Origin of the sequence: Amycolatopsis dendrobii (assembly GCF_014145675.1) — a bacterium.
GTDB classification, from domain to species: Bacteria; Actinomycetota; Actinomycetes; order Mycobacteriales; family Pseudonocardiaceae; genus Amycolatopsis; species Amycolatopsis dendrobii.
The window spans coordinates 448,357-467,627 of the sequence record NZ_JACGZW010000005.1 but is presented as its reverse complement, the minus strand read 5'-3'; the positions used below and the strand labels follow the sequence as shown (position 1 = coordinate 467,627).

Annotated in this window: 20 protein-coding genes; 7 read left to right on the top strand and 13 right to left on the bottom strand. The window is 70.3% G+C overall.

Going from position 1 to position 19,271, the window contains the following annotated elements; all coding sequences use genetic code 11:
• Nucleotides 1–8 precede the first annotated feature (8 nt).
• A complete protein-coding gene (locus H4281_RS17170) occupies nt 9–1,445 on the bottom strand; it encodes a purine-cytosine permease family protein (protein WP_182891922.1) in 1,437 nt (478 codons plus the stop codon).
• A 118-nt stretch (nt 1,446–1,563) separates the two neighbouring features.
• Here H4281_RS17170 and H4281_RS17165 point away from each other — a divergent pair, with 118 nt between their 5' ends.
• Nucleotides 1,564–2,601, top strand: a complete 1,038-nt coding sequence (locus H4281_RS17165; RefSeq protein WP_182891921.1) for a LacI family DNA-binding transcriptional regulator — start codon at nt 1,564–1,566, stop codon at nt 2,599–2,601.
• Here the strand turns inward: H4281_RS17165 and H4281_RS17160 are convergent, their stop codons facing one another.
• Complete coding sequence (locus tag H4281_RS17160; protein WP_182891920.1) at nt 2,602–3,030, bottom strand: DoxX family protein; 429 nt, start codon at nt 3,028–3,030, stop codon at nt 2,602–2,604.
• Nucleotides 3,031–3,406: 376 nt separating this feature from the next.
• On the bottom strand, nt 3,407–4,324 hold the full coding sequence (locus H4281_RS17155; protein ID WP_182891919.1) for an NADP-dependent oxidoreductase: 918 nt from the start codon (nt 4,322–4,324) through the stop codon (nt 3,407–3,409).
• A gap of 77 nt (nt 4,325–4,401) precedes the next feature.
• Here H4281_RS17155 and H4281_RS17150 point away from each other — a divergent pair, with 77 nt between their 5' ends.
• Both H4281_RS17150 and H4281_RS17145 read left to right on the top strand, forming a co-directional pair.
• Nucleotides 4,402–4,968, top strand: a complete 567-nt coding sequence (locus H4281_RS17150) for a TetR/AcrR family transcriptional regulator (RefSeq protein ID WP_182891918.1) — start codon at nt 4,402–4,404, stop codon at nt 4,966–4,968.
• A gap of 138 nt (nt 4,969–5,106) precedes the next feature.
• Nucleotides 5,107–5,367, top strand: coding sequence for a hypothetical protein (locus tag H4281_RS17145; RefSeq protein ID WP_182891917.1), 261 nt, complete (start codon nt 5,107–5,109; stop codon nt 5,365–5,367).
• 47 nt (nt 5,368–5,414) lie between these two features.
• On the opposite strand, the gene H4281_RS17140 is transcribed toward H4281_RS17145, so the two are convergent.
• Nucleotides 5,415–5,993, bottom strand: coding sequence for a TetR/AcrR family transcriptional regulator (locus H4281_RS17140; protein WP_182891916.1), 579 nt, complete (start codon nt 5,991–5,993; stop codon nt 5,415–5,417).
• Nucleotides 5,994–6,060: 67 nt separating this feature from the next.
• Here H4281_RS17140 and H4281_RS17135 point away from each other — a divergent pair, with 67 nt between their 5' ends.
• Complete coding sequence (locus H4281_RS17135; RefSeq protein WP_182891915.1) at nt 6,061–6,915, top strand: SDR family NAD(P)-dependent oxidoreductase; 855 nt, start codon at nt 6,061–6,063, stop codon at nt 6,913–6,915.
• On the opposite strand, the gene H4281_RS17130 is transcribed toward H4281_RS17135, so the two are convergent.
• The 4 genes from H4281_RS17130 to H4281_RS17115 all read right to left on the bottom strand — a co-directional run bounded on the left by H4281_RS17130 (nt 6,908) and on the right by H4281_RS17115 (nt 10,478).
• Entirely contained in the window at nt 6,908–7,930 is a 1,023-nt protein-coding gene (locus H4281_RS17130; protein ID WP_182891914.1) for an NADPH:quinone reductase, read from the bottom strand. The genes H4281_RS17135 and H4281_RS17130 overlap by 8 nt on opposite strands.
• Nucleotides 7,931–8,386: 456 nt before the next feature.
• Entirely contained in the window at nt 8,387–9,205 is an 819-nt protein-coding gene (locus H4281_RS17125) for an LLM class flavin-dependent oxidoreductase (RefSeq protein ID WP_182891913.1), read from the bottom strand.
• Nucleotides 9,206–9,262: 57 nt separating this feature from the next.
• On the bottom strand, nt 9,263–10,090 hold the full coding sequence (locus H4281_RS17120; protein ID WP_182891912.1) for a peptidoglycan-binding protein: 828 nt from the start codon (nt 10,088–10,090) through the stop codon (nt 9,263–9,265).
• 79 nt (nt 10,091–10,169) lie between these two features.
• Nucleotides 10,170–10,478: a cupin domain-containing protein gene (locus tag H4281_RS17115; RefSeq protein WP_182891911.1), complete on the bottom strand. Its 309-nt coding sequence runs from the start codon at nt 10,476–10,478 to the stop codon at nt 10,170–10,172.
• Nucleotides 10,479–10,764: 286 nt separating this feature from the next.
• Between H4281_RS17115 and H4281_RS17110 the strand changes: the two genes are divergently transcribed.
• Both H4281_RS17110 and H4281_RS17105 read left to right on the top strand, forming a co-directional pair.
• On the top strand, nt 10,765–13,902 hold the full coding sequence (locus H4281_RS17110; protein WP_312872132.1) for a GH92 family glycosyl hydrolase: 3,138 nt from the start codon (nt 10,765–10,767) through the stop codon (nt 13,900–13,902).
• A 105-nt stretch (nt 13,903–14,007) separates the two neighbouring features.
• Nucleotides 14,008–15,267 carry a Bcr/CflA family multidrug efflux MFS transporter gene (locus H4281_RS17105; RefSeq protein ID WP_237599020.1) on the top strand — a complete coding sequence of 420 codons (1,260 nt, stop codon included), beginning with the start codon at nt 14,008–14,010 and terminating at the stop codon, nt 15,265–15,267.
• A gap of 59 nt (nt 15,268–15,326) precedes the next feature.
• Here H4281_RS17105 and lexA read toward each other — a convergent pair whose 3' ends face one another.
• Entirely contained in the window at nt 15,327–15,980 is a 654-nt protein-coding gene (gene lexA / locus H4281_RS17100) for a transcriptional repressor LexA (RefSeq protein ID WP_182891909.1), read from the bottom strand.
• A gap of 117 nt (nt 15,981–16,097) precedes the next feature.
• Here lexA and H4281_RS17095 point away from each other — a divergent pair, with 117 nt between their 5' ends.
• Nucleotides 16,098–16,742 carry a hypothetical protein gene (locus H4281_RS17095; RefSeq protein ID WP_182891908.1) on the top strand — a complete coding sequence of 215 codons (645 nt, stop codon included), beginning with the start codon at nt 16,098–16,100 and terminating at the stop codon, nt 16,740–16,742.
• Here the strand turns inward: H4281_RS17095 and H4281_RS17090 are convergent, their stop codons facing one another.
• From H4281_RS17090 to H4281_RS17075, 4 genes are all read right to left on the bottom strand, one after another.
• Nucleotides 16,743–17,198, bottom strand: a complete 456-nt coding sequence (locus tag H4281_RS17090; protein ID WP_312872131.1) for a MarR family winged helix-turn-helix transcriptional regulator — start codon at nt 17,196–17,198, stop codon at nt 16,743–16,745. It lies immediately after the preceding gene.
• A gap of 21 nt (nt 17,199–17,219) precedes the next feature.
• Complete coding sequence (locus tag H4281_RS17085; protein WP_182891907.1) at nt 17,220–17,582, bottom strand: VOC family protein; 363 nt, start codon at nt 17,580–17,582, stop codon at nt 17,220–17,222.
• A 64-nt stretch (nt 17,583–17,646) separates the two neighbouring features.
• Nucleotides 17,647–18,372 carry a maleate cis-trans isomerase family protein gene (locus H4281_RS17080; protein WP_182891906.1) on the bottom strand — a complete coding sequence of 242 codons (726 nt, stop codon included), beginning with the start codon at nt 18,370–18,372 and terminating at the stop codon, nt 17,647–17,649.
• A 40-nt stretch (nt 18,373–18,412) separates the two neighbouring features.
• Entirely contained in the window at nt 18,413–19,156 is a 744-nt protein-coding gene (locus tag H4281_RS17075) for a hypothetical protein (RefSeq protein ID WP_182891905.1), read from the bottom strand.
• Nucleotides 19,157–19,271 lie beyond the last annotated feature (115 nt).

Here is a 19,271-nt window from a genome sequence, read left to right as displayed (position 1 = left end):
GATCGAGGTCAGGCGCTGGCGCGGGGGCGGCCGGCGAGCAGGTAGACACCGGCAGCGATCAGCATTCCCGCCGGCAGCGAGAAGTCAATTCCGCCGGCCGCGCCGGCGATGAACCCGGTGTACATCCCGGGAACGGCCAGGCAGGACGCCGAGGCGGCCGCGCCGAGGACGAGCGCGGCGATTCCGGGCCAGTGCACGCCGCCGACGTACCAGAACGGGCCGCCGCGGCGTTCGTCGGCGAGCGCGTGGCCGTCGTAGCGATTGCGGCGCAGCAGAAGGTCGGTCACGTAGATCGCCATCATCGGGCCGAGCACGACGACCATCAGCTGCATCAGGTCGTTGACTGCCTTGAGGAAATCGGACACGAGCAAGGCGTACAGGGTCAGCAGCACGCCGGCGGTGCCGTCCAGCAGAACGCTGCGGGAGCGGCGCAGCCGGACGCCGATCGCCTGCAGCGCGAGGCCGGAGCTGTACACGGTCATCGCGTTGTTGGCGATCGCGCCGAGGATCACCGCGATCAGGAAGACCGGCGTGAACCACGGCGGCAGCACGGATTCCAGCGCGGCCTGCGGATCGCTCATGTCCAAAGTGGTCGCCGCGAACGCGCCGAGCGCGGTGAACACGATGCTCGGCAGGAAGGCTCCGGCGGCGGTCCAGGCGGCGACGGCGAACGGTTTGGTGTCGCGCGGCAGATACCGCGCGAAGTCCGCACTGTTGTTGTACGACAAGGAAGCCGACGCGACCAGCGCTACGCCGCCGGCCAGCGCCGCCCACAGCGCGACGCCGTGCAGCGGCGCCGGGGGCTGGTAGCTCCACGCGGTGTGCCGGATCAGGAATCCGCCCAGCACCAGGAAAACCGCGGTCGTCACGATGGCGAGCGGCAGGTAGAGGCGCACGATCACGGCGTGGCCGTAGACGCTGATCGCCAGCGTCGCGGCGGCGATCGCGACGATCACGAGGACTTTGCCCAAGGTGTTGAGTTCGACGCCGAGCCGCGCGCACAGGCTGAACGCGGTCACCGATGCCGCGGACCAGCTCAAAGCCACATAGCAGACCGAAACGAGCCAGCCGTTCAGTCCGATCACGAAGCGATTGCCGCGGGTGCCGAACATCGCGCGCATGATGACCTCGCTCGGCGCGCCCGCCGCCGGGCCGCTGACCGAGACGAGGCCGACCAGCACCCAGCACAGGTTGCCCACGACGATCACCGCGAGCGCCTGCAGCAGGCTCAATCCGCTGAGCACCAGCGCGCCGCCGACGACCAGGCTGAGATAGCTGACGTTGGGCGCGGCCCACACCCCGAACAGGTCCCGGGCCCGGCCGTGCCGTTCGTCGTCGCCGATGACGTCGATGCCGTGGGCTTCGACGCGGGGGCCGCGCCCGGATCGGGCCGGGGGCGGCGCGGACGTGCCGGGCGACACGGGCGGGGTGGCGGGAGCGGTCATGGCGAACCTCCGGACCGGGGAATCGACTCGGGCCACGGTAAGGACCCAAATCGATTTGGGCAATGCTCTTCCCGCAGCGGTTTCCAAAACGATTTGGGCGAGGTTAGGCTGCTGCGTCATGGCCGGGAAAAGGACGCGGGCGACCATCAAGGACGTCGCCCGCCGCGCCGGGGTTTCGCCGACGACGGTGTCGCATGCCTTCAGCGGGAACGGGACGGTCGCGGCGGAGACCGCGGAGCGGGTGCGGGAGGCGGCGCGCGAGCTGGGCTACCGGCCGGACACGGTCGCGCGCGGGCTGCGGTCCAGCAGGCTCGGGGTGCTCGGGCTCGTGGTGCGGCCGCTCGACCCGTCGGACACCGCGTTCCTGGAGGGCGTCGACTACTTCCTCCGGTTCGCCGGGTCGGCCGCGCTCGCCGCGGTGGAACGCGGGTACGGACTGATGCTGGTGCCGGATCCGACGCGCGCCGACGCGCCCGCGGTGGGACTCGCCTGCGACGGATTCCTGATCACCGAACCGGTCGAGAACGATCCGCTGATCACCATGCTGGAGCGCGAATGCGTGCCGTTCCTCGGCGTCGGACGGGATCCGGCGCGGCCCGCGTCGCCGGACTACCTCGACCTCGGCACCGGGCGGATCGTCGCCGAGGTGCTCGACCACCTGGCCGCGGCGGGCGGGACGCGGGTCGCGGCCGTGCTCGGCACCGATCGCAACGAGTGGAACCTGGACGCCGAAAAGGCTTACCTGGACTGGGTTCGCGCTCGCGGGCAGCAGCCGCTGGCGGTGCGCCGCGCGGAGGTCGCGGGGGAGGCGGGCGGCCGCGAGGCGGGAGAGGAATTGTTCGCGCTGGCTTCGCCGCCGGACGCGGTGTACTGCCAGACCGGGAGGCACGCGGCCGGGGTGCTGGCCGCCGCGCTCGCGCGGGGGTTGGCGGTGCCCGGCGACGTGCGCATCGCCTGCGGCGCGGATTCCGATTCCGAGCACACGCGGTCGGGCGTTCCGCCGATCACCGCGGTCGATCTGCGGCCGGTGCACCTGGCTCGCACCGCGGTCGCGGTGCTCGCGGATCGGGTCGAAGGGATTGAACCGCCTGTCCCCGGGCCGGCGGAGTACGAACTGATAGTGCGCGGGTCGACCCGGAGGCAGGCGGTGGGCTAGCTAGGCGTGCGGGACCGCTCCGACCCGCGAGTCACGCGGCCGCAGAGCCGAAAGCGCCCCGCTGAGCGCGAGCCGGCCGGGGCCGGTGAACGCGAGCAGCAGCAGCGCCCAGCAGAACATCGCGGCCGCTTCGCCGCCGTTCTCGATGGGGAAAAGCCCTTGTGACACATGGACGGAGAAGTAGGCGTACGCCATCGACCCCGATCCGATCAGCGCCGCGACGCGGGTCGCGACGCCGAGCAGGACGAGCCCGCCCGCGACGAGCTGGATGAGCGCGGCCCACCAGCCCGGCCAGGCGCCCACCTGCGCCGCGCCGTGCGCGCCGAGCACTCCGAACAGCGATTTCACGCCGTGGCAGGCGAAGAGGAACCCGACGACGATGCGGAACAAACCGAGCGCGTAATCCTGTGCCGCGTCCAGCCGGTGCATGATGCCTCCACATGGGACGACTCGGGCGGACGGGGACGACGTCCGGTCGGACACCAGTACCGGTCCGCAGGAGTGGTCCAGACCTTTCCTGGACCGGTGTCAAGGTATACCGGTGACGTGAGTCTCGGCGATACCTGCGAAAGTCAGGTTCCGCGCGAATCGCCGGATGTGGTAACGGCTGGTGAAGGGGGCGGCGTCCGATTCGGGGAAGGGGCGGGTCCGTTGGGGGGAACGGGGTTTCCGGCGTCTGCTGGAGAGGATTGCGCCGGACGGTCAGGCCGCGACGGAGGATTCCGCGGCGCCCGTTCCGCGTTCCGCTGCGGGCGGCGGCCCGAAAGCCGGGTCCGGACTGGGTTTTCGGCGCTGCGTCAGCGGTTCACAGCGCGACCACGATCTTGCCGTGCACGTGGCGTCCGGCCTGCATGGCCACCGCCTCGCGGATCTGCTCGACCGGGTACGTCGCCGCGATCGGCACGGTGAGCTCGCCGGAACGGATCGCGTCGGTGATCCGTTCGAGGGCTCCTGGTTTCGCGTCGAACGCACCTGTCGCCCGCACGCCCGGGAGGGCGGGACCGTCGGCGACGGTGGAGATCCGCTCGGGAGCGACGCCGAGTTCGAGCGCGGTCCCGGCCGTCTCCCTGCCGAACAGGTCGGTCGCCGCGGTGATCCCTTCGGGTGCCAAGGCCCGCACGCGATCCGGAAGGCCGGGACCGTATGCCACGGGTTCGGCACCGAGTTCGCGCAGGAATTCGAAGGTGCGCTCGGAGGCGGTGCCGAGCACCCGGGCGCCCGTCAGCTTCGCCAGCTGTACGGCGAAAATGCCCACGCCGCCCGCCGCTCCGCCGATCAGGACTGTGTCTCCGGCTTGGACTCCGATCGCGGCGAGCGCGGCCGAGGCGGTCAGGCCGGCTACCGGGAGTGTGCTCGCCACCTCGCCGCTGATGCCGTCCGGGGTGTGCCACAGGGTCGTGGCGGGAGTCTTGACCAGGACGAAATCCGCGACGGACCGTCCGATCGCGCCGCCGTAAACCCGGTCGCCCACAGTGAATCCGGAAGCTTCGGCTCCCGCTTCGTCGACCACTCCGGCGAAATCGCTGCCGAACCCGGCGGGCAGGGTGATGCCGAATCGCGCCGCCATCTCGGGCTGGGCGGCGATCTGCCAGTCCATCGGATTCAGCCCGGCGGCCGTGACCCGGACGCGAACCTCGTCCTTTCCGGGGTGCGGCTCCGGCACCTCCTCCAGTTCGAGGACGTCGAGTCCGCCGAATCGCCGGTAACGGACAGCTTTGCTCATCTCTTCTCCTTCAGTGACGGGACTTGGTCTCATCAACCGTACCCGAGTGATGAGACCAAGTCCCGTAGACTGGTCCCATGGCTCGCTGGCAACCCAACGCACCAGGACGGCTCGCCGCCGCGGCCCTCGAGCTGTTCGAGGAACGCGGCTACGAGAACACGACCGTGATCGAGATCGCGGAGCGCGCGGGGCTCACGAAGAGCACGTTCTTCCGGCACTTCCCGGACAAGCGCGAGGTGCTGTTCGGGGAAAGCGCGATGACCGGCCTCCTCGCCGAGGCGATCGCCGCGGCGCCGTCCTCGGCTGGGCCGCTTGAGGTGGTGGCGAACGCGCTGGAGGTGCTTGGGCGGGAGGTTTTCACCGGCGAGCGGCGTGAGTTCAGCGCTCGGCGGCAGGCTGTGCTGGACGCTAATCCGGAGTTGCGGGAGCGCGAGGCGCGGAAACGGCTGGGGCTGGTCGATTCGATGATCGGGGCGCTGGAACGGCGGGGGGTTTCCGGCCGGACTGCGCGGGTGGCGGCGAAGGTGGGTGCGCTTGCGTGGGAGGTCGCGTACGACGAGTGGATCGGGACGGGCGGGGAGGATTTCGGTTCGTTGGTGCGGGGGGTGCTTGCGGAGGTTCGGGCGGTTAGCGCCGCCCGTTGATGCTTAGGGGTTGCCGTTCGCGCCGTTGTTCGCGTTCCCCCGTGTTTGGGAGGTCCTCGGCGGTGCCAGGCTGCGTTGGCGCCGATCCGGAATTCCGGGAGAGGTGAAGTACGGAAAGGGATCGGTCTTGTCGGTTCGATGATCGAGGCGCTTGAGGCCCCGGCGTCGCCGGTCGGGCCGCGCTTGCTCTGGGAGACCGCGCACGACGAGTGGATCGGGGTGATCGGCGAGGATTTCGGTCCCCTGGCAAGGGAAGCGCTCGCCGAACTGCGGGGCGGTCAGCGCCGCTCATTGACTCTCGCGGCTGCCCTTCGCGCCGTTGTCCACACTTCGCTCGAGTTGTGGAGCATTCAGCCGGTTCGCCTCTCGAAGGCCGGTTTCGTCGGGCGAGGCCGGTAGACTGGGCGTGGGCAGCCCCCCAGGAGAGGGCGGGGGTGGGGTCGCGGTCAGGACCGCGGCGGCCACCCGGATTCCAGCAGTGCGAACACTGATGCCAAAGCGGCAGCGGGATCCGGTGCGGTGCCGGTGAGATCCGGGATTTCCAGCACGAACCGCGCCAACGCCCGCACGGCTGGGTCGTCCGAGGGCAGGCCGCTTTCCTCGGCAAGGGCCGCGGTCAGGTCGGGTTCGCAGGAATGCCACAGGCGGCGCGCGTACTCGCGCAAGGCGGGCGTCTGCACGATCAGGTCCCGTTTCGGGGCGTGTTCCGGCGGGATGTCCGTCGAGTACGGGCCGCGGGCGGCGAAGAATTCGTGCAAGGCCGCGAGGATCGGTTCGGTGGAGGCTCGGTTCCGCACCGCGGCGACGATCCCGGCCCGGCGTTCCGAGCCGTCGTCGAAGATCAGGGCGTCTTTGCCGTCCGGGACATGGGCGAAGAGGGTCGCCACCGAGATGTCGGCCTCTTCGGCGATCTGCGCGACGGTCACCCCGTCGTAGCCGTGCTCCAGGAACAGCCGCAGGGCGACCTCGTCCAGCCTGCGGCGAGTTTCGAGTTTGCGGCGTTCGCGTCGTCCGGTGTTGACCACGACCCCACACTACCCCAAACCTGAAGTGGGTTTAAAGTTAGAATCACTTCAGGTTTAGGAGGGTGTCATGACAGTGCTGGTGACCGGGGGCAACGCGGGGATCGGCTACTTCGTCGCGGAGCAGGTGGCCGAAGCAGGGGCGGAGGTGGTGCTCGGCAGCCGGGACGCGGCGAAGGCGGAGGTCGCGTTGCAGGTCCTCCGCGAGCGGGTGCCGGGGGCGCGCGCGTCGTGGGCGCGGCTCGACCTTGCCGACCTGGCGTCGGTGAAAGGGATCGAGGTGGGGGAGCTCGACGCGGTCGTGCTGAACGCGGGGGTGTATCTCGAAGGGCCGGAGCGGCGGGAAACCAAGGACGGCCACGAGATGACGTTCGGGGTCAACCATCTCGGGCATTTCGCGCTGACCGCGGCGCTTCAGGACCGGTTGAAGCCGGGGGCGAGGATCGTCACGATGGGCAGCTTCGCGGCGAAATCAGCGAAGCTCGACTTCGACGACCTGCAGAGCGAGCGTGCCTATCAGCCGAAAACCGCGTACGAGCGGTCGAAGCTCGCGCAAACGCTTTTCGCACTGGAGCTGGATCGGCGGCTGCGGGCCGTCGGCAGCAGCAGGCTGAGCGTCGTCGCTCATCCTGGCGGGGCGTTGGACAGCCTGACTCCGGACCGGCCGCCGCTGCACGTGCGGAGCACGAAGCTGAGCCTCGCGCGCATTGCCTTGCAGGGCAAGGACGACGGCGCGCGGCCGGCGGTGCGGGCGGCGGCCGGTCCGGATGTCCACAGTGGTCAGATCTGGGGTCCGCGCGTGTTCGGCCTCAAGGGAAAGCCCCGGCCGGAGCCGGTGCGCGGGCCGTACGCGGACGCCGAGGCTGCCGCCCGGGTGTGGGCGGCGAGCGTGGAGCTGACCGGGGTCGAGCCGGTGTTCAGCTGACGTCGATCAGCACCTTTCCGGTGACGCCCTTCTCCGACGCCTCGTGTGCGCGTGCGGTTTCCGCCAGCGGGAATCGGTGCACGGGGAGCCCGTGCTCGGGGCCGAGCCGGAGCCCGCCGTCGCGCAGGGCGGCGTTCAGGTCTTCCGCACCGGCGCGCAGGCGGTCCCATCCGACGGTGTAGAGCACCAGGAACTGGTAGCGGCTGTTGAGGAAGACGTTCTGTCCGAAGTCGACAGTCACGGTTCCGTTGCCGCGGTCGTCGCCGTAGACCGCGACCACCCCGCGCGGGCGGAGCACCGCGGCGTGCAGGGGAGCGTTCACGCCGGCGGCGACCTCCACGATCACGTCGACCCCGTCCGGCGCGATTTCCCGGATCGCCGCGGCGGCGTCTCCTTCGGTGTACCGCACGACATGCTGCGCACCGGCGGCGCGCGCGAGTGCGGCCTTGTCCTCCGTGCTGACCGTGGCGATCACAGTCGCTCCGGCCCAGCGGGCCAGCTGGATCGCGGCGTTGCCGACCGCGCCCGCGCCGCCGCTGACCAGAATCGTCTTGCCCGCCAACGCGTTCGGGGCGAGCCGCTGCGGCCCGTCCTCCGCGACGGTGAGCGCGCGGTGGGCGGTGAGCGCCGGGATCGCGAACGCGGCGCCCTCGTCGAAGCCGGACTCATCGGGCAGCGGGACGAGCCGGTCGGCCGGAAGCACGGTGTACTCCTGAGCGGTCCCGGACGTCGGCGAATGCGCGGCGGCCAGCAGCAGCCACACCCGGTCGCCCACCGAGAACCCGTCCGCTCCGGCGCCGACCGCGTCCACGACGCCCGCCCCGTCCTGGTTGGGCACGGACAACTCGGCCTCGGCGCCGAAGCGGGAGCCGGAGCGCGCCTTCCAGTCGGTCGGGTTCACCGCGGACACGACGATCCGCACGCGCACCTCGCCCGGCCCCGGTTCCGGCACGGCGAGTTCGGACAACGTCAGCACTTCCGGGCCGCCGAACTGGCGGTAGGTCACAGCTTTCACCCTCGATGCAATTCACCGGCGGGCGCGGCTATTCCCGCCGCCGCGGATCAGCGTCCGCCGGGCTGGTGCCGCTTGTGCCGGGGACTGCCCGAATGCGGCATTGGGTGCATCGGACGCACCCAATGCCGCATTGAGGTTTTCTCAGTAGCTGCGGCAACGCGCAACGCTCGGCTCCGTCTCGCGCCCGGCTCCGCCGAAGTACGTGAGGGGAACCCTCATTGACTCTGATTCCCTCAGGGCGGCCCTCACGTACGGTGCTCACCGGCCGGACCGGCGGGCATCGGCCGGGGACGGGTTCACCCGCGCCTCGCCAGGCACCCGCGAGGCGCTGCTGAGAAAACCTCATTGGGGCGCTCTCGAGCCCGTCGCTGCGTGACGGAGTCTCCTCGCCGACGAAAATGCTCATCGCCAGTTCGACGTCCCGGCCGGCAGGCGCGGCTGTTCCCTGCGAGTGGGTCAGCGTCCGGCGAGTCGCGCGATCACCGGTGCGAAGTCCTCGAGGAAGGCGCCGTTCACGCTGTAGTACGAGACCCCGAGTTCCTCGCGCCGCCGCTGCAGTTCCTCGGCCATCGCGGCCGGTCCGCCGCGCAGGAGGGTGAGGGAGTCGTGCTCGATGAGGGTTTCGATGTCGTGCCCGATGAAACCGCGGATCCAGGGCGGGATCTCTTCCCCGACGACGAAAATGTTCATCGCCAGTTCGACGTCCCGGCCGCCCGCCGCGGCGCGGATCTCGGCGGCGTACTCCGCGGTCTCGGCACGGGTCGCGAGGACGCTGCCGGCGAGCGTGACGATGTCCGCCCGTTCACCGGCCAGCCGGCGGGCTTTCGGGCCGCCCGCGGCGACCATCACCGGCGTGTGCGCGTCGCCGTCGAGACGGCGCAGGTGCGAGATCGTGTCCGACACCTGGGCCAGCCGCTCCGGACCGGTGCCGTACGGCAGCCCCAGTTCGGCGGCGGCCTCGCGCATCGGCGGGATCCCGGTGCCGATTCCCATCTCGAACCGGCGGTCGGTGAGCACGCTGAGGCTGTGCGCCTCCCACGCGGCCGCGCGCGGCGTGCGCAGCGGGCTGGCGAAGACGAAGGTCCCGACCCGCAGTTCGGTGGTCACCGCCGCCGCGACGGCCAGCGCCGCGGTCGGGGTCGGGAGATGGAGATTGTCCGGCGACAGCAGGGTCGAATAGCCGAGATCCTCCGCGCGGCGGGCGGTCTCGCGCCATTTCGCGCCGCCCTCCTGTGCTGCCGCGACGACCCCGAACCGGAATGTTTTTCCCGCCATGGCACCAGAAAACCACGGCTGCCGCACTCGCGCCAGCAAATGCGGCAGCCGGGTGAGTCAGCCGCGCTGGTACTGCTCCCAGGTCAGCTTCGGGTTGACCGCGGGGCCGTCGTCCTTGCCGTGGTTGGCGAGGCCGTTCTGCCCGAGGTAGTAGGCGCCGACCTGATGCTGCGCGCCCGAGGACAGATCGGGATCGTTCACCGCGATCGCGTGGATGTGGTAGCCCCAGTCGCCCTGGGACGGCGTGCGCACCCAGGCCGCGAACCCGACTTTCCGGAGGTCCTTGGCGAATTCGGTGCGGGTCGCCGAAGACATGTTCGCGACCGAAACGTCGAATGCGCCTCCGCCGTCGTGCGTTCCGGCCGACGCGCCGACACCGCCCGGGTTGTACGAGCCCTGGGTGAGGCCGACGTCCTTGCCGAACAGCTTTTCGGCTGCTTGAAGCATCGCCTTGGTGCGCGTGTTCAGCGTGACGCCGTGATAGGTCACGTGGCTGCCCGCGGACACGACGTTCGACACCGTGTACTGGCCGGAGCCGAGCTTCTCCAGCGACGTCTTCCCGGGCAGGCCGGACGCGTCGATTCCGGTGTAGCCGAGAGACTTCTGGTACTTCGAGTAGGCGTCGATCGTGGTGGTGCCGAAGTAGCCGTCGACGTACTTGGCGTCCAGCAGCCCCTTGGCCTGCAGCGCCTTCTCGACCAGCAGGACGCTGTCGTGCGCGCCCGGGGTCTGCGTGCTGTCGGCGCGCTGCGGGTCGATCTGGGCCGCGAGCAGCACGGCCTCCATGTTCGCCGCCGGCAGCGCCGCGGCTACGCCCGGAACGGCGACGGCGACCGTGGCCGCCGCCGCGGCCCCGGCGGTGAGCACTGCGAGTTTCCTGAGCATCCGTGTCCTCCCGGTCCTGGTCGGTCCGGGCCGAGCATCGCCGAGCGGGATACACGGGACGTACAAATGCGGCTCGACCTCACTCCAGCCACTCGGTGACGAACCGGTCGTTCTCGTGGATGTGCACCGCCTCGTACGGTTCGGGACCGAGGGAGACGAACTTGTGCGGCGTGTTCGCAGGCGCGACGAGCACCTCCCCGGCGGTGCCTTCGCGCTGTTCGTCGCCGATGGTGAACAACGCGCGCCCGCGCTGGACGACGAAGGTTTCGCGGTATGGATGCCGGTGCAGCCGCGGTCCGCTGCCGGGCACGGTTTCGTATTCGCGGATGACGGAGACGCTGGAGCCGACCTCGCAGCCCTCGACGTCCCGGGTGGCGGGTTCTGTCATGTCCGTCGAGGTTAGCCCGCTTCTCGCGGTTTCCGGAGATCGTGCTGCCTGCCCGGGCCCGCCAGAGCACGGTTCGCGGGTGTCCAGGCGGGGCAGACCGGAGGCTGCCCAGCTGCGCAGCACTGCGTGCTGGCGGTCTGGGCCGCGAGCACCGGCAGGGAGAGCGTATCGAGGGTGCCGCCGGTCGGATGTCTGTCCGGTCGAAACCGGCCAGATCTCTGTCATCCGGTTGACCTCGCCGCCCGCGAGCCGGAAAGGTCGGACAACACGAGGTCTGGGAGGTGCCGTGCGGTACTCAGTCGTGGCAGCGCTGGCGACGGCGGCGGTCGTCGGAGCGGGGACCGTCGCGGCGGCCGCGCCGCAGGCTCCGCTCGCAAGCGATCCGGCGGCGTACGTGGATCCGCTCATCGGGACGGGTCGCGGCGGCACTTCGGTCGGCGAGATCAACAACTTTCCGGGACCGGCCGCACCGTTCGGGATGATGCAGTTCTCGCCGGACACCGACAGGTCCTACGCCGGCTACCAGTACCACAGCGACAAGATCCGCGGCTTCAGCCTCGACCACGCGTCGGTCGGCTGCAACGCGTTCGGCGACGTCCCGATCCTGCCGGTCGCCGGCGACGTCGGCGCGAAACCGTGGGATCGCGTCGAGCGCTTCACGCACGACGGCGAGCAGGCTGAACCCGGCTATTACGCCGTCACGTTCCCCGACTCGGGCGTGCGCACCGAGCTGACGGCGACCACGCGTACGGGGCTGGCGGCGTTCACCTTCCCGGCGGGGCAGAACGCGCAGGTGCTCGTGAAGGGCGGCGCGAGCCTGGCGGGCAACTCCGCGGCCGGCCTGCGGATCACCGGCGACCGCGAGGTCAGCGGTCAGGCGACGACCGGCCACTTCTGCGGGAAGCCGAACAAGTACACCGTCTACTACGACATCGCCTTCGACCGCCCGTTCACCGCGCACGGCACCTGGGACGGCAAAACCGTCCAACCGGGCAGCGACCAGGTCGACGCGCCGAAAGCCGGGGCGTACCTGACCTTCGGCGACGCCGGCGTGGTCCACGCGAAGGTCTCGATGTCCTATGTGGACGTTCAAGGGGCGAAGAAGAACATGACGCCCGGCTGGGACTTCGCCGGGATGCGCGAGAGCACTAAGAACGCCTGGCGCGACGCACTCGGCCGGGTCCGCGTGGCGGGCAAGGACTCCGCGCAGCTCAAGACGTTCTACACCGCGCTCTACCACGGCCTGATGCACCCCAACACGTTCAACGACGCAGACGGCCGCTACCTCGGCTTCGACAATCAGGTCCGCACGCTCCCGCCGGGGCATTCGCAATATGCCAACTTCTCCGACTGGGATACCTACCGCTCGCTCGCGCCCTTGCACGGCATGCTGTTCCCGAAGGAAGCCAGCGACATGGCGCAGTCGCTGACCAACGACGCGGTCCAGGGCGGCTGGTGGCCGCGCTGGCCGATGGCCAACGGCTACACCGGGCAGATGACCGGCGACAGTTCGGTCGCGCTGCTGTCCAGCCTGTACGCCTTCGGCGCGCGCGACTTCGACGTCAAGACGGCGCTGAAGTACCTGGTCAAGGGTGCGACGTCGGTGGACGAAACGCCGGGCGCGTACCAGGAACGCCGGGGGATCGCGGACTACGTCGCCCGCGGCTACCTGCCCAACAACGACGCCTCCCGCGGCGACCACGCGCGCGTCGGCGCCTCCATCACGCTGGAATGGGCGATCGACGACTTCGCCATCGCGCAGTTCGCGGGCGCGATCGGCGACCGCGGCGTCGCGCGGGACTTCGCGAAACGCGGCCAGAACTGGCAGCACCTGTTCAACCCGGCCACCGGCTACCTCCAGCCGCGCGGCCAGGACGGCCGGTTCCCGGACGGTCCGGCGTACCAGCCGCCCGCGCCCGGCACCTTCGGCCAGGACGGTTTCGACGAGGGCAACGCCGCGCAGTACACCTGGCTCGTGCCGCAGGACACGGCCGGGCTGGTGACCGCGATGGGCGGCCCGGCCGCGGTGTCCGCGCGGCTCGACACCTTCTTCCAGAAGCTCAACGTCGGCCCGAACGAGCCGTACATGTGGGCGGGCAACGAGCCCGATTTCGGCGTGCCCTGGATGTACAACCACGTCGGCCAGCCGTGGAAGACCCAAGAGGTGGTGCGCCGGATCGCGACCACGCTGTTCAGCGCGACGCCGGACGGCGAACCCGGCAACGACGACCTCGGCGCGCAATCGTCCTGGTACGTCTGGGCCGCGCTGGGGCTCTATCCGTCGACCCCGGGCACACCGGATCTCACCGTGCACAGCCCGCTGTTCGAACGCGCGGTGCTGACGCTGCCCGGCGGCCGCACGCTGGACATCCGTGCGCCGGGAGCCTCGACGACCACGCAGTACGTCCACGGCCTGGCCCTGAACGGGCACCGGTGGGACCGGACGTCGCTGCCGCAGGATCTCGCGCGGAGCGGCGGACGGCTCGACTTCGCGCTGTCCGCACAGCCGGACCGGAACTGGGCGGCGAGCACGCAGCCGCCGTCCTATCGCGACGGTGAGGAGCCGTTCGTCGGCTCGGTGGCCAACCAGGCGACCGTCGAACCGGGCGGCTCCGGCACGGTCGCGGTGAACGGCCAGCGGCTCGGCGGGCACCTGCGCTCGCTGAACATCTCGACGTCGGCCCCGGCCGGGATCACCGTCTCCGGCCCGCGCTCGGTGTGGCTCGACAACCAAACCGGCGGCGGGAAAACAGAACTGACCGTGACCGCGGCACCGGGGACTCCCGCGGGTTACTACGAAGTGCCGGTGACATTGCGCGGAGCCGGACATTCGGTTTCTTCCTCGGCGATTGTGGTGGTCGCGCCTAAGGGAAGCCTGGTCGGCGCGTTCGGCAATGCCGGGATTTCCGACGACGGCGACGGCGGTTCGGCGAATTTCGACGGCGCCGGGAACAGCTATTCGCGGAATGCGCTGGCGGACGCCGGTCTCGCTCCGGGTTCGACCGGACACGCAGCGGGCACGACGTTCGTCTGGCCCGCCGCGCCGTCCGGCCGCCCGGACAACGCGGTGCCGTCCGGGCAGAAGCTCGATCTAGGTGGAACTTCAGCGAGCCGCCTGCTTTTCGTGGGTTCGGCGACGAACGGAGACCATCGCGGGAGCGCGACCGTCGCGTTCACCGACGGCACGACGGCGACCGCCGATCTTTCGTTCGGTGACTGGGCGTTGCCGGGAGGAAATGCCGAACCAGTGTTCGGCAATACGCTCGTGGCCCGCACCGCGCACCGGAATCAGCCCGGCGGCCAGGGAATCGGCGCCTCGGTTTACGCGACGTCGCCGCTGGAAATCCCGGCGGGCAAGAAGATCGCGACGGTGACGCTCCCGGCCGATCCGGACCTCCACGTTTTCGCTCTCGGCCTCGGGTGAGTTTGTCAACCGGGATTCCCAAGGTGTGATCTGTTCGCGGGTTCCGGAATTTCTCGGCCCTCTTCGTCGTAAGTGACTGGCGTGCTCACGACGAAGGGGAGTGGCGTGAACGAAACACGCGAAGCGCCGAAAGCCGGGAGCCAGCTGAAGCTGGTGCTCGTGCTGGGCGTTCTGGTGGCACTGGGGCCGCTGTCCATCGACATGTATCTTCCGGCGCTGCCGGACATCACCCGCGAACTGTTGACGACGGAGTCGACGATCCAGCTGACCCTCACCGGAACGGTGCTGGGGCTCGGGCTGGGCCAGCTGATCGCCGGCCCGCTCTCGGACGCGATGGGGCGGCGCGTCCCGCTCGTCGCGGGAAGTTTGATCCACGTGCTCGCGTCGCTGCTGTGCCTGGTGGCGCCGACGGTCGAATTGCTGAGCGCGGCGCGCGTACTGCAGGGGCTGGGCGCCTCGGCGGGCGCGGTGCTGGCGCTGGCTGTGGTGCGCGACCTCTACACCGATCGCGCCGCGGCGAAACTGCTGTCCAAGCTCATCCTGGTGATGGGCGTGTCCCCGGTGCTCGCCCCGACGCTCGGCAGCGCGCTGCTGGCGTGGACGCACTGGCGCGGGGTGTTCGTGGCGCTCGCCGCGATCGGGCTGGCCAGCGGCGTGGCGGCGGCGCTCGCGCTGCCGGAGACCCTGCCGCCCGCGCGGCGGCAGCCGTTCAAGGTCCGGGCGACCGTGCGGTCCTACCGGAACCTGTTCACCGACCGCTCGTTCGTCGGGCTGGTGCTGGTGGCCGGGTTCGCGATGGCCGGGCTGTTCGCGTTCGTCAGCGGCGGGTCGTTCGTGTTCCAGCAGCAGTACGGGCTCGACCAGCAGCAGTTCGGCCTGATGTTCGGGGCGAGCGCGGTGTGGCTGATCGCCGCGACGCAGGTCAACGCCCGGCTGATGAACCGGTTCGAACCGCACCAGGTGCTGCTTTTCGCGAGCGTCGCGGCGGCGGCCTCGGCGGCGGTGCTGCTGGTGACCGCGCTGACCGGCTTCGGCGGCATGTTCGGCGTCGCGGTGCCGGTGTGGGTGGTGCTGTTCTTCGCCGGGCTGATCCTGCCGAACGCGCCCGCGGTCGCGCTCGACGCGCACGGCGACAACGCCGGGACGGCGGCGTCACTGCTGGGCGCGGTGCAGTTCGGCGTCGGCGCGGCGGTCTCGCCGGTGGTCGGCCTGCTGGGCAACAACGCGGTCGCGATGGCCACGGTGATGTTCGGCGGACTGGTGGTGTCCGGGCTGGTGCTGTGGCTGGTCGCGCGGCCGTGGCAGGGCCGGGAGGCCGAGCCGGAGGTGCTGGCCGACACCCGGGTGCCGGTGACGGTCGACTAAAGCGGGGGCCCTCGTGAGTGGCGGTGCCGGTTCTCACCGGCATTGCCGCTCACGACGGCTCACATGCTGCGGAGCACCGACACGACCACGCCGAGCACCGTGGCCCGGTCGCCGTCGATCACGTCGTAGGCCGGGTTGCGGGGCTCGAGGTAGACGTGCCCGTCGCGGCGGCGGTAGACCTTCACCGTCGCCTCCTCGTCGATCATCGCGGCGACGATCTGGCCCGAATGCGCCTCGGACTGCTGCTTCACCACGACGATGTCGCCGTCGCAGATCGCCGCGTCGACCATCGAATCGCCGCGCACGCGCAGCCCGAAAACGGTGCCGCGGCCGGTGAGCCCGCGCGGCAGCTGCATGACGTCGTCCACGTGCTCCTGCGCGGAGATCGGCGTGCCCGCCGCGATGTCGCCGACGACCGGCACCGGCACCGAGTCGCCGCTTTCGCGCGAGGGAAGGTCGCCGAGGAAAGCGCGCACGTCGATCGGGCGGGAGATCGTGGGACTGCGGCGCAGGAAACCCTTGTCCTCCAGCGCGGCGAGATGCTTCGACACCGAGGACGTCGACCGCAGCCCGACCGCTTCGCCGATCTCGCGCGTGCTCGGCGAGTATCCGTGCCTGCCCACCCAGTCCCGGATGGTGGCGAGGATGCGCTGCTGCCGCTCGGGCAGGGCCGAAGCGTCGAGGTGGTCGAAGACGTCGTCGTAGGCGGTCACGGGCCGATCGTAGACGGCGTCCGGGCCGGTCGCCGGGGCCGGGGCGGTTGTTCCACTGTGGACGGTGGATGCGCTTGGTAGAGTGTTCCCTCCGGAGGGTGACGGAGGGGGACTGGGATGACTCAGCCGGTGGCGCGGCCGAAGGTGACGGGGATCGGCATCGCGGTGGCGGTGTTCCTCGTGCTGCTGGAGATTCTCGCGGCACGCGGGGGATTGTGGTCGATCATCTATCTCGGGAGCGGCGGAAAACACGCCGGTGTCGCCACTTACGCGTCGGCGCTGTACGGCTTGCTGGCGATTGTGGTGCTGGTCGGCGTGGGGATGATTTTCGCGCGGCGGCAACCGGTCGGGCGGACGTTGCTCTGGGCCGCGCCGGTGCAGCTGCTGTGCGCGCTCGTCTCGCTCGTGGATGTCCATTCCTGGGACGAGAGCGTCACGTTCGGCGTGATCACGATCCTGGCGGTGGTGCTGTGGCTGCCCGCGGTGTCGGCGAAGACTCCTCCGCCCATGGGATATGGAATGCCTTACGGGGCACCGGTTCCGGGGACGCCGCAGTATCCGATGGGACAGCAGTATCCGGGGCAGCAGTATCCGCAGCCGGGTCCGGTCCCGCCGCAGTATCCGCAGCAGTACGGCGCCTCGGGAATGCCGCAGCAGTACCCGCAGCAACCGCCGTATCCGCAGCAGCCGATGCCGGGACAGCCGATGCCGGGACAGTGGCCTGCCTCCGGCCCGCCGCAGCAGAACTGGCCGGGCCAGTGATCACTGCCCGGCGAAGCGCCGCTGTTCGTCGGTGACCTCGGCTAGCACGCGTTTGAACTCCGCGTACTCGCCCCGGCCGAGCCGCTGGGCGTGCCGGTCCTCGATTCCGGCGAGAACGCGGGCCGAGGCGGCGATCATGGCCTTCCCGCGTTCGGTCGGGCAGACGAGTTTCGCGCGCCGGTCGGCCGGGTCGGGGCGGCGTTCGACGTAGCCGAGCGTCGCGAGTTCGTCGACCATCGTGCCGATGACCTGCTTGCGCCGTCCGGACAGCCGGGACAGCTCGGTCGCGCGGGCGCCGTCCGGGCCGAGGTAGGCCAGCACCGCGCCGTGCCGCGGGCTCAGGTCGGCGAAACCCTCGGCGGCCAGCGCGGTGAACAGCTCCCGCTGCACCGCGAACAGCAGCCGCCCGGCGAGCATGCCGAGGTCGGGGTGCGCGGGCGTTCGGGAGTCGGGCACGGCGGAGATCGTAGCGCGAGGTCAGGACCGCCGGGGGAGCACGCAGAATTCGTTGTCTTCGGGGTCTTTCAGCACGATCCAGTGGTCGTTTTCCGGATCCTCCACGACTTTCGCGCCGAGGGTGACGAGACGGGCCACCTCGTCGCGCTGTTCCACCGTGTCCGGCGCGATGTCCAGGTGCAGCCGGTTCTTGCTTGTCTTCCCCTCGGGCACCGGCTGGAACAGCAGCGACGGCCGGTCCGGCGCTTTCAGTTCGACGTAGACGAGTCCATGGCTGTCCGGCCACCGTTCGGCCCTCGGGTAGCCCAGCGCTTCCCGCCAGAATTCGGCGAGCGCGTCGGCGTCTCGGCAGTCGACGGTGACGGCGATCAGATGGCTGCTCATGATCGGGAGTTACCCGCGATCGGCCGCGGTTATGCCCGGGATCTTATGTGTCCATAGTGGACAATCAATGCGGGTGGGCGAGCAGCGTGCCGAGACCGGGTCCGGCGGCCGGTCGGCCGAGCAGGGTGAGGCAGTGCCAGAGCGTCACCTGCGTCGCGGTCAGCACGGGTTTGCCCGCGCGGTTTTCGAGCTCCGCGAGCAGCGGCGCGGTGTGCAGGGCGGTCTCCGGAAGCAGGACGGCTTGGGCGTCCGAGGAGGCCGCGGAATCGACCAGATCGCGGATGCGGGCGTTGTCCCACGTCGCCAGGTCGCGATCCGAACCGGCGTCGGCCGACACGGCGTGCACGGTCGCGATGTCTTCCTCGGCGAGGAACGCCGAGAACGCGTCGGTGATCTCCGGCGCGTACACCGAAGCGAGCGAGATCCGTTTGAGACCGAGCCGGTGCGCGGCGGCGAGGAACGCCAGCGACGTGCTGCTCGCTGGGACACCCAGCGCGTCCGTCAAGGCGTCGGTCTGCGTCTTGGCCACGGCGACGCCGTCGATGAAACTGCAGCTCGTGCACGCCCAGCTGACCACGCGCGGGGACGTCCTGAACTTCGCCGCCGTCGCGACCAGCCGGTCCGGCTCGCTCAGCTCGCGCACGGCGGTCCGGACGTTCTCGCGCTCGACCACGCGCCGAGCCCAGGGCACGTAGGCGAACTCCACGCCCGGCCGGGCATCGAGACATCCGGCCAGGGCGGTGAAGTCGTCTTCGGCGCAATCGCGGGTGGGATACAGCAGACCGATCATCTCGGGCAGTGTCGCACTCGTTCGCCCGCCCGGCAGAACTTCAGGAGCCGGGGCCGGAGTAGATCTCGTCGGCGGGCGGGGCCTTGGCCGGAACGGGCTGGTCCCAGCCGCTGAACTCCATCGTGCCTTGCTTCGGGGACTCCAGCCGCAGCAAGCGGTGCGGTTCGACGGCCTCGATGAAGATCGTGGTGCTGTCGTTCTCGTACCGCAGCGCCAAGGTGCCTGCCGCGTCGGCGGGGTGACCCGTCCCGAAGCCGGGCTGGTCGGTTTCACTGGCCATGCCGCTGACGAAGACGTCGAAGTCCAGGAAGAGCTTGAGCCCCTCGCCGAATCCCTGAGCCATCGGGGAGTCCATCGACACCCACTTGCCGTCCAGCGGCGAGCGGGCCCCGGCGGGACGCCCGGAGATCTTGGCCATCCCGCGGGTGAACTTGATCCAGACCTTGTCGCCGACGCGGACCAGCGGCACCTCAGCGCCGTCCTTCGTGATCGAGCCGCTCACGCTGTCCCTGTTGATTTGCATGTCGAACGTCGTGCCGCCGTCGCTGCCTTTGACGTGGACCGCGGTCGCCTTCTTCATCGCGGCCTTGATGGCCGAGGGGTCGAGCGGGTCGGCGGACGGCGCCGCCGACGAACTCGCGGCCGGACTGGCCGAGGCGGCCGCGCCGGCGAGCGGCTGGGCCGTGTTTCCGCCCGAGCCGGAACAGGCGGTGCAGACGAGCGCGGCGGCGGCCGCCAGGATGCCGTAGCGCAGGAGGAGACGGTGCGAGACCGGGCGAATCATGCGATTTCCGTTCGGACGGGCCTGGGACGTCCCCGGGCGCATCCGCTTATCGCCTGGTCCGGCTGTCCGTTACGGCTTGTCCGCCGCCGTCATGGATTCGTGACATTTCGTCCAC